Source organism: uncultured Campylobacter sp., assembly GCF_938045405.1.
Classification (GTDB): Bacteria; Campylobacterota; Campylobacteria; order Campylobacterales; family Campylobacteraceae; genus Campylobacter_B.
On sequence record NZ_CALIMW010000124.1, the window covers coordinates 1 to 9,660 of the forward strand.

11 protein-coding genes are annotated in these 9,660 nt (G+C 45.7%); 5 read left to right on the plus strand and 6 right to left on the minus strand.

Features of this window, described 5'->3' with window-relative positions:
• On the plus strand, nt 1–468 hold a 468-nt coding region (locus Q0140_RS04635; RefSeq protein WP_297962355.1), incomplete at its 5' end, for a hypothetical protein.
• A gap of 75 nt (nt 469–543) precedes the next feature.
• Here Q0140_RS04635 and Q0140_RS04640 read toward each other — a convergent pair.
• The 6 genes from Q0140_RS04640 to Q0140_RS04665 all read right to left on the minus strand — a co-directional run bounded on the left by Q0140_RS04640 (nt 544) and on the right by Q0140_RS04665 (nt 6,096).
• Nucleotides 544–780 (minus strand): hypothetical protein, encoded by a 237-nt coding sequence (locus Q0140_RS04640; RefSeq protein WP_297962357.1) that lies wholly within the window; start codon nt 778–780, stop codon nt 544–546.
• Between the two features lie 236 nt (nt 781–1,016).
• On the minus strand, nt 1,017–1,772 hold the full coding sequence (locus tag Q0140_RS04645; RefSeq protein WP_297962359.1) for a septal ring lytic transglycosylase RlpA family protein: 756 nt from the start codon (nt 1,770–1,772) through the stop codon (nt 1,017–1,019).
• A 13-nt stretch (nt 1,773–1,785) separates the two neighbouring features.
• On the minus strand, nt 1,786–2,784 hold the full coding sequence (locus Q0140_RS04650) for a lytic transglycosylase domain-containing protein (RefSeq protein WP_297882548.1): 999 nt from the start codon (nt 2,782–2,784) through the stop codon (nt 1,786–1,788).
• Nucleotides 2,781–3,578, minus strand: coding sequence for a TatD family hydrolase (locus tag Q0140_RS04655; protein ID WP_295151491.1), 798 nt, complete (start codon nt 3,576–3,578; stop codon nt 2,781–2,783). Before Q0140_RS04655 ends, Q0140_RS04650 begins: the two co-directional genes overlap by 4 nt.
• Nucleotides 3,579–3,703: 125 nt before the next feature.
• Nucleotides 3,704–5,227, minus strand: a complete 1,524-nt coding sequence (locus tag Q0140_RS04660) for an AAA family ATPase (protein ID WP_297962362.1) — start codon at nt 5,225–5,227, stop codon at nt 3,704–3,706.
• Nucleotides 5,221–6,096 (minus strand): NAD(+) kinase, encoded by an 876-nt coding sequence (locus Q0140_RS04665; protein WP_297962364.1) that lies wholly within the window; start codon nt 6,094–6,096, stop codon nt 5,221–5,223. The genes Q0140_RS04660 and Q0140_RS04665 overlap by 7 nt, the downstream gene beginning before the upstream one ends.
• An 83-nt stretch (nt 6,097–6,179) precedes the next feature.
• Here Q0140_RS04665 and aspS point away from each other — a divergent pair, with 83 nt between their 5' ends.
• From aspS to ppa, 4 genes are all read left to right on the plus strand, one after another.
• Nucleotides 6,180–7,934 carry an aspartate--tRNA ligase gene (aspS, locus tag Q0140_RS04670; RefSeq protein ID WP_297962366.1) on the plus strand — a complete coding sequence of 585 codons (1,755 nt, stop codon included), beginning with the start codon at nt 6,180–6,182 and terminating at the stop codon, nt 7,932–7,934.
• Nucleotides 7,931–8,512: an adenylate kinase gene (locus Q0140_RS04675; RefSeq protein WP_295151487.1), complete on the plus strand. Its 582-nt coding sequence runs from the start codon at nt 7,931–7,933 to the stop codon at nt 8,510–8,512. Before aspS ends, Q0140_RS04675 begins: the two co-directional genes overlap by 4 nt.
• Nucleotides 8,513–8,774: 262 nt before the next feature.
• Nucleotides 8,775–9,131 carry a NirD/YgiW/YdeI family stress tolerance protein gene (locus tag Q0140_RS04680; protein ID WP_297962368.1) on the plus strand — a complete coding sequence of 119 codons (357 nt, stop codon included), beginning with the start codon at nt 8,775–8,777 and terminating at the stop codon, nt 9,129–9,131.
• 9 nt (nt 9,132–9,140) lie between these two features.
• Nucleotides 9,141–9,659, plus strand: a complete 519-nt coding sequence (gene ppa / locus Q0140_RS04685; RefSeq protein ID WP_297896257.1) for an inorganic diphosphatase — start codon at nt 9,141–9,143, stop codon at nt 9,657–9,659.
• Nucleotide 9,660: the final 1 nt, after the last annotated feature.

Consider the following 9,660-nt stretch of genomic DNA (forward strand, 5'->3'; position numbering starts at 1 on the left):
GAATATATTTCTAAAGAGGATATTAAGAAATATGATATTATAAATCGTGTAGATCAGTGCTTGGCAAAATATCATTATGATCCACAGGAGCCTAATGAAATAAAGTGGTTAAACTGGGTAATCGACAGGCAAAGAGATATTTGGCTTATCTTTGTTTGTAGCCCGCATCTGCCTGATCCAAGAGACGGATATACCGGAGAGGAGATTTGGCTGCTTTATTATAAAGGTAGAGAAATCGAGCTTGATATAAGGCGAATTTATGATAAGACTACAAGTAAAATGCTAGTCGATAATCCGTTTTTTATCAAATATAAGCTAGAAAATATAAATTCTAGTATTGACGGAATTTTGTTAGATGAACTTTATGGCGTCTTGAATGAGGCTTTAAAAGAATATGGTAGTCGTGGAATTGGCGGTAGAAAATTTCTACCAAAAGAACACGAAGTCGTAACTTTTTTGCACGATTAAAATTCAAAGGACCGATGAGCTGCGTCAAAATACCTCTGATATTTCACTATCCAAAATTTAATATTTTCTACTGCGCTATAAAACGCCCCACTCTTTTTTATATTCGTTTATTATCTCATCGGGCGTTTTTTCTCCCTTATCGACCTTGATAAGATCGATTATATCTTGCTCGTTTGCAAACATACCCTCTATCGCGTGGTTGCAGATGATAGATCTATTTTGCTCGTATTGTTCTACGCTCAGCTCGTCTTTATATTTTTCAAGTACAGCCAAACTCTTTTCTAAACTATAAACTTCCGGATATTTTGGCATGCTTTATCCCTTAGCAATATAAAAATTTTATCAGCCACGACGTCCTATTAAAAAACAAAGCTCAAGCAGACAGGCGCACTTTTTGCTACGAATAGCTTGCAAGTAGTTCGCACTTCGCCGCAGCTAAAGCAGATAACTATTAGATTACGAGAAATTTTACTGCAAGTAGCTCACAAATAAATTTAACAAAGCCCTTATCAAGCAAAAAACGAAGGAAAAGCCGTCAAAGAAAACTGCTACTCTCTTACGATGAAAGCTCCAGTAAACTTGCCATTATGCGCGAAATCTCTCGCCTCATCCTCGCTTTTAAATCCGCTTAAAAAGACGCGATAAATCGGCGCGCCATCTATGCTAAATTCTTTGATGATCGCAGGATATCCCGCCGTGCCATGATAATCGCGCTGATAAATTTGTGCGCCGCTTCTGTTTCTAAACGCACCGATTTGCACCATAAAATTTCCGCCGACGATGGTCGCTTTCGGCGAACCTTTAGCAATAGTGTGCCCATAAAAACCCACTACTTCGAGCTTTACAGGCGCCGTGCCTTTGGCAAATACGCCCACTAGATTGGCAGCTGTTTTGCTAAGATCAATGATGCGACCATCCACGAATGGACCGCGATCGTTGATGCGCACGGTTGCGGTAGCGCCGGTATCGCGATTCGTGACCTTTACCATAGTATTCATTGGATAGGTTTTGTGCGCGGCGGTCATGCCGTTCATATCGTAAATTTCGCCGTTTGAGGTGTATTTGCCATGAAAATTCGGTCCATACCAGCTGGCGATGCCGATTTGAGTGTCACCGACGCTTACCTGCTCTGGATAGTAGGTTTTGCCGTTGATTTTATAAGGGCGCATGGTGGCGGGAGAGTTTTTGCCGATCTTGCCCGCACCGCCCGCAGACGATCTAGACGACGGTGCGGTGCGAAACGAGCAACCGGCAAGAATTAGCGTAAAAAGCGCACTAAAAAGAGCGATTTTCTGGTACGACACCTGCGATCCGATCTTATTTGTTGAATTTTATATTATTTAGCGCTATTTCGTTTTTGTCTTTGAGGCTAAGCTCGTTCGCCAAACCTGCTAACACGCGTCCTGGCTTGCGCTGTTTCAGACGTGGTTCATACGCTTGAAACGCGCCTTGGTTTACGACAAATTCTGCATATTTGCTTTGTGGGATATAAAAGAAGTACTTGCCGTTAAGCGGCGAAATTCCGTTTTTAATATGCGCGTTGTAATCCTGCATCTGCGATGGCGAAATTCCGATCTGTTTTGCAACCGCGCTTAGCTTTGTGCCCGGAGCTACGGCGATACGCTTTAGCCCCCACGGCTCGCTTTCAAAAAGCAGAATTTTACGCATATTTTCATTTTGAGCAATGTAAGCGTATTTAATAATGCGCTTGATAAAATTCTTAGTCTCATTAGGAAGTGCGGGACTTTTTAGCAAGCGATCCAGATCATCGCTGCCAGTAGCTGCAATCGCATTTTTAAGCTTTTGATCGCCACAATTATACGCCATTAGCGCTAAATACCACTTGCCAAAATTTTGCTTCAGATGCAAAATATACGAAAACGCAGCATCCGTAGAGGCTGCGGGATCGCGACGCTCATCTACGGCGCTATCTACTCTAAGACCGAAATTTTTCGCAGTTGCCGGCATCAGCTGCCACATACCACCTGCGCTAGCGCCCGAAGTTACGGTGTTTTTAAGATGAGATTCTACCATTGCCAAATACAATAAGAATTCCGGAGCTTCGATGTTATCGACCTCGGATTTGACTAAGTAGGCATTGTGCGACTGCGAAGTCACGATATGCTTAAACTGCTTGCGATCGCTTGCATTGATCGCACGGAATATGCCCGCGACTACGTTTTTGCTCGATTCGTTATTTTCGATGCCGAATTGATTTAAAATATAGTCGTGATTTGCGCGCATCAGACCGGGCTGGCTCGCAAACGCTTCGCCCACTAAAAGTAGGGCTAGCAGTATAAATTTTATGGCTTTCATATCTCTCCTTTGATTTTATCGCCAAAAAGCCTACAGGCGTTTTGAGTCGTTATTGCTTCGACCTCTTCTACGCTTAGGCTTAAAATTTCCGCGACTTTTTCTACCACGAGTCTCGTAAATGCAGGCTCGTTGCGCTCGCCGCGATGCGGATGCGGGGTTAGATATGGTGCATCCGTCTCTATTAAAAGGCGCTCTTGCGGAATTTGCGGTAAGATCTCAGCTAAGTTTTTTGCATTTTTGAATGTCAAAACTCCGCCGATACCGAAGTAAAATCCGTATTCGCTAAGACCTAGCAAAAGCTTGCTGGCATTGAAGCAGTGCAAAACACCGCCGCATAAATCGCCGGCACGATCTTTTAGAATTCCAAAGCTATCTTCGTTTGCTTCTCGGATATGGACTATAAGTGGTTTTTGAAGTTGTGTTGCTAGATCGATTTGTGAGATGAAGGCGTCTTTTTGGCGGGAGATTTCTAAGGCTTTGGTTTCCTTGCTCTCTTGCTGCTTAAGTCTGAAGTAATCAAGACCGCATTCGCCAACGCCCACGCATTTGGGATCGTCAGCATACCGCTTCAGCACCTCCATATCGAAAGAATCTATCTCGTATGGATGCACTCCTACGGCAAAATACACATTATCCCGTGCGTGTGAAATTTTACATGCCTTATCTAGGTCTGCTACATCGGCACCAGGAATGATGATGCTGCGCACGCCTGCAATCGTGGCGCGCTCAATCACCGCGTCCAAATCAGCATCGAAACTAGCATCGTCTAAATGGCAATGTGTATCTATAATCATAAAACTCACTTGATAAAATTTTTCGAAGCGGATTTTACGTCGTTTTGCAAAATCACACTTAAATTTAAATTAAACGCGGTATTGTAGCAAAAAATTTCAGATTTAAACTTAAGCTTAAAATTCCTTCAGCTTTGCCTTAGTTTTTTAGCGAATTCCAGGGCTTCTGCAGTAATAGTCTCGCCGCTTATCATACGAGCTAGCTCTGTTATTTTCTCATTTTCGCTTAATAACCTCACGCTAGACTTGCCGTTCGTTTTACTTACTAAAAAGTGTGACGCAGCCTTTGAGCTAAGCTGCGGCTGGTGCGAGATCGCAAAAATTTGATAAAATTTTGAAATTTTTACCAGCACGTTAGCGATACTCATCGCCTCTTTTCCGCTTAAATTTGAATCAATCTCGTCTAAGATTAAAATTCCCTCGCCGTTATTTGTAAGCTCCAAGCTCGCGGCAATAAAAGCAAGGCGTAAGCGGTTCGTTTCGCCTGAGCTTAAATTTTTAAATTCCGTCTTGCACAAGCTGACGCAAATTTCGTCTGTGCCGCACTCACTAAGCGCCGTAGGCTTAAAACCAAGCTCCACTCCGTCCATATAAAGCTGCTTTAGATAGGAATTTATCAGATCCTCGAGCCGTTTTTTAGCGCCCTTGCGAGCCTCGCTAATTTTTTCGGCAAGGATAGCGGTACTTTCGCTAAGGCGTTTAAATTCCGCTTGCAACTTGGTTTTTTCAAAGCTTAACTGCTCGTAATGCTCAAGCTCTTTCTTGCGCGCTTCAAGCGTAGCTAAAGCCTCTTCTACGCTTCCGTAGCGCCTATTTAGCGCGCTAAGAGCTTCGATGCGATCTAAAATTTTCTCTATGTCGATGTTTTCTAGCTCGTCTAAATTCAAGCTTTCTTGCTTTAGCCGCAGTTCGTTCATCGCATCCTCAAAAAACGCGCTATCCAGCCCGCTAAGACTTAGCGCTTCGATGACGCTGCGCTCCAACTCAAAAACGCCCTGCGCCCTAGCCCAAAGCTCCTCGATCTTATCTTTTTTACTAAGCTTTTTTTTGATCTGTAAAAGCTCGTCGTATTCGCCGATCTCAGGCGATACGCGCTCGATTTTTTCAATCTCGAAGCGAGCGAATTCCTTTAACTCCTCGATCTTGCGCTCTTGATCCAAAATTTCATCCAGCTGCTTTTTTGTGCGGCTAAATTCCACAAAAGCGCTTTGAAGCTCCGATAGGCTTTGAGCGTGCGCCGCATCTTTTTTCGCGGCGATAAAATCAAGTAATTTTAGCAAGCTATCGCTACTCATTTCTCCGGCGTTTTTCGCGCCTAAAAATTTCACGTATTCGCCGGCGATCGTGCTTAGATTTTTTTTCGAGACCGATTGAGAATTTATAAAGTATCGCAAGCTACGCTCTTTTAGGACGCGAAAAATATTTGGCGTATCGTTTATCAAACCGAAATTTTCCATATCAAATTGATGTTCTACGTCCGCTTCTATGAGCTCAGCCTCGCATTCGTTAAGACCGAACACCGCTAAAATCGCGCCTATTAATACCGATTTACCCGCGCCGCTGATACCTGTAAATACGCTAAGTCCCGGGCCAAAACTAAGCTCGCTCTCGCAAAAACCTAGATTATTTTTAATATAAATTCTTTCTAGCATCCGCCGTGCCCCCATCTGAGTTTGGCTTTTAAAACGTCGAAATAATCGTAGCTTCTGCGTTTTATTAAATTTGCCTTGGCGTGCGAAATTTTAACGCTCACGCTGTGAAATTCCGCCATATCAAAAACGTCTTGTCCGTCGACGACGACGCTAACTTCGGAGCTTCCGGCGTTTTTGAAACTCACGAGATACTCTTTTGGCAAGATCAAAGGTCGCTGCGTTAGGCTGTGCGAGCAGATCGGCGTGACGCAAAACACGTCGCACAGCGGATAGACGATCGGGCCGTTCGCGCTCATATTATACGCGGTCGAGCCCACGGCGGAGCTTACGATCACGCCGTCGCCATAGTAGGTGTTGAAATATTTTCTATTTAAAAACGCGTCGATCTTCGCCATCGAAGAGATGTGGCTGCGGGTGATTACGACGTCGTTAAATGCGGTCTTGCGGACGATTTTACCGCCGCCGTTTTCCAGTATCACTTCGAGTAAAAACGGGCGCTCGATCTCGTATTCGCCGCGCAAAAATTCCTTTAAAAATTTTGCGAATTCGCTCGGCTGTACGTCCGTTAAAAACCCGAGAGTGCCCGCGTTGATACCCAAAATAAACGCGTTTTTATCGCTTAGCAGCCTCGCAAGCCCGATAAGCGTGCCATCTCCGCCGAGGCTAATTAAAAAATTGGTCTTTTTTAAAATTTCTGCAAGCGTATGCGGCTTAAGGCTGAAAAATTCCGCTCCGTCCTCTTCAAGCAAAAGTTCGATACCTTGCGCTTTTAAAATTTCACAAATTTGCTCCACGACGGGGCGAATCTCTTCTGATTTTTTGGCTATTAGCCCCGCGAATTTAAGGTTTTTATGAATTTTGTTTTCCATAGTTTTATTTTATAAAAAATTAGCTTTGTAAAAGCAAAATTTAACTATACTTGCGTTTTACAAATAATTTTAAAGGAGTAAATTTGCGAAGTCATTATTGCGCCGATTTGAGTAAAAACGATATCGGCAAAAGTGTAACCGTGTGCGGCTGGGTAAATTCTTACCGCGACCACGGCGGCGTGATTTTTATAGATTTGCGCGACCGAAGCGGGCTGTTACAGCTAGTCTGTGATCCCAAAGATAGCCACTCGGCATACGAGGTAGCAAATACCGTGCGAAACGAATTCGTCCTAAAAGCCGTCGGCAAGATCCGAGCTCGCGGCGAAGGGCTGGAAAATCCAAATTTAAAAACGGGCGACATCGAAGTCGTAGTAGAGGATCTGCAGATCGAAAATCCAAGCAAGCCGCTTCCTTTCGTAATCGGCGATAAAAGCGTCAACGAAGAAACGAAGCTGAAATACCGCTTTTTGGATCTGCGCGCCGAGGGAAGCTTCGATAAATTTAAGATGCGCTCCAAGGCTGCGATCGCCGCGCGAAATGCTCTTGATAGGCTAGGCTTTGTGGAGGTCGAAACGCCGATCTTAACGCGCGCGACGCCCGAGGGCGCTAGGGATTATCTGGTGCCTAGCCGCGTCTATCCGGGCAGCTTCTACGCGCTTCCGCAAAGTCCGCAACTTTTCAAGCAGCTTTTGATGTGCTCGGGCTTTGATAAATACTTCCAGATCGCGCGTTGCTTCCGCGATGAGGACCTGCGCGCCGACCGCCAGCCGGAATTTACGCAGATCGATATTGAGATGAGCTTCAATACCCAATACGACGTAATGCGCGTAGCCGAGGAGGTTTTAAAGGATATTTTCAAATCCTGCGGTCGCGAGATCGTCACCCCTTTTAGACACATGGAGTATAAAGACGCGATGGAGCTTTACGGCAGCGACAAACCCGATCTGCGCTACGATATGCCTTTCATCGACGTAGCCGATATTTTTGAAAAATCTAGCAACGAAATTTTTTCAAATTTAGCCAAAGACCGCAAGGCTAACCGCGTAAAAGCGCTCAAAGTCGAGGGCGGCGATCTGAAATTTAGCAAGCGCCAGATGCAAGGTTTTGAGGAATACGTGAAAAAATTCGGCGCGCAAGGGCTTGCGTTTATCCAAGTAAAAGAGGACGGGCTAAAGGGGCCGCTGGTAAAATTCTTTGAAAAAAGCGAGCTGGACGAACTCATCAAACGCTGTGAGCTTAAAGTCGGCGACGTCGTATTTTTCGGCGCGGGCAAAAAGAAAATCGTGCTTGATTATATGGGCAGATTTAGAATTTTCCTCGCAAACGAGCTTGGTCTCATAGATCCGAACAGGCTTGAGTTTTTGTGGGTCGTAAATTTCCCTATGTTTGAGCAAAACGACGACGGCAGCTACTCCGCGATGCACCATCCTTTCACGATGCCGAACAATCCCGACGAGCCTGATTTAGAGGATATTACCTCGATTGCCTACGACGTCGTGCTAAACGGCATCGAGCTTGGCGGCGGCAGCATCAGGATCCATAAAGCGGACATTCAAGAAAAGGTCTTTAGGCTGCTTAAGATCGAGCCTGCAGAGCAGAGGGAGAAATTCGGCTTCCTGCTTGATGCGCTAAGCTTCGGCGCGCCTCCGCACGGAGGTATCGCGATCGGCTTTGATAGGCTGATGATGCTGGTTACCGGCTCAAGCAGTATTCGCGAGGTTATCGCGTTTCCTAAAACGCAGCGCGCGCAGTGTCCGCTTACCAAAGCCCCTAGCGTCGTTACAGACGAGCAGCTTCGCGAGCTAGGCCTTAGGCTTCATAAGAAGGAGCAAAAATGAAAAGCCTTTTTCTAATCATCGGCGCTCCGGGCAGCGGCAAAACGACCGATGCGAGTATGATCGCTCAGATGAATCAAAGCATCGAGCACTACTCCACGGGCGATCTGCTACGTGCCGAGGTAGCAAGCGGCAGCGCTCTTGGTAGGCAGATAGACGGCTTCATTTCTAAAGGCAATCTCGTGCCGCTTGATATCGTCGTAAATGCTATCGTTAGCGCGATTAAAAGCTCACCTAAAGACTTCATCATCATCGACGGCTATCCAAGGAGCGTCGAGCAGATGAATAAGCTAGACGAGGTGCTGCGAGGCGACGATGATGTAAATCTTAGCGCAGTAATCGAGGTATGCGTTAGCGAGGAGGTCGCCAAGGAGCGTGTTTTAGGACGCGCTCGCGGAGCGGACGATAACGAGGAGGTCTTTAAAAACCGCATGGCGGTATTTTCAGAGCCGATCGAGGATATCCGTAAATTTTACGGCGACGCGGGCGTATTTTACAGCGTAAACGGCGAGCGCACAGTCGAGGAGATCGTAGCGGACATAAACGCTATAATCGCCGCGCAGATCGAAAAATTAGGCTAGCGCGCTTGGATGGCGGCTTAAATTTCCGGCTCCTTTTTTATACCGCAAGCGGCGCAAATCGCGCTTAAATTTAATGCGCCTCCGAAGCGAGCGCGCCTTTAAATTTATAGCTTGCCGTTGCGCGAGATAGCCAAAGTTCAAGCGTAAATTTAAGCAGCTCGCTGTGTAAATTTAAATGCGATCGTCAAACGTAAGCGGTTTTTAAATTTAATGAAATTTCGGATTTGTTTGCGGATACAGAGATTAAAATTTAAGGATAGATATGGTTAGAAAATTTTTAATTAGTATGGCTTTATGTGCGGCTGCATTCGCCGCGGGCGGGTTTGTGCCAAGCGGCTCCGCGGCGCAAACTCAGCCGTCAAGCGTCAAAGAAGCGCTTAAATTAAGAGATGATTCTTTTGTCACGATCGACGGCAGGATAAAATCTCAACTCAGACGCGAGCATTATAGATTTGTGGATCAAAACGGCGATAGCATCGAGGTTGAGATCGATGATGACGTTTGGCGCGGCGTGAGCGTGGATGAAAATACGCTCGTGCGAATTAGCGGCGAGATCGACAAAGATTTTACCAAAACGACGATAGACGTGAAAAATATCAAAATTTTAAATTCTAAATAAAGGAAAACTATGGATCTTTCAAAGATAAAAGTGGGCTCAAACCCCGATAAAATCAACGCGGTAATCGAGATCCCTTACGGCTCGAATATCAAATACGAGATAGACAAAGCAAGCGGTGCGCTCTGCGTAGATCGCGTGCTCTACGGCGCGATGTTTTATCCCGCAAACTACGGCTTCGTGCCCAATACCTTGGCCGACGACGGCGATCCTGCGGATGTTTTGGTGCTAAACGAATACCCACTTGCCGCAGGCAGCGTGATCCCGTGCCGCCTAATCGGCGTTTTGATGATGGAGGACGAAAGCGGAATGGACGAGAAGCTGCTTGCCGTGCCGGTTAGCAAGATCGATCCGCGATATGAGGGCATTAAATCTATCTCCGATCTGCCTAAAGCAACGCTGGATAAGATCAAAAATTTCTTCGAAACCTACAAGCTTTTAGAGCCGAATAAATGGGTCAAAGTGAAGGATTTCGCAAGCGCCGCGGAAGCGGAGAAAATTCTAGACAAAGCGATCAAGGCTTATAAATAAT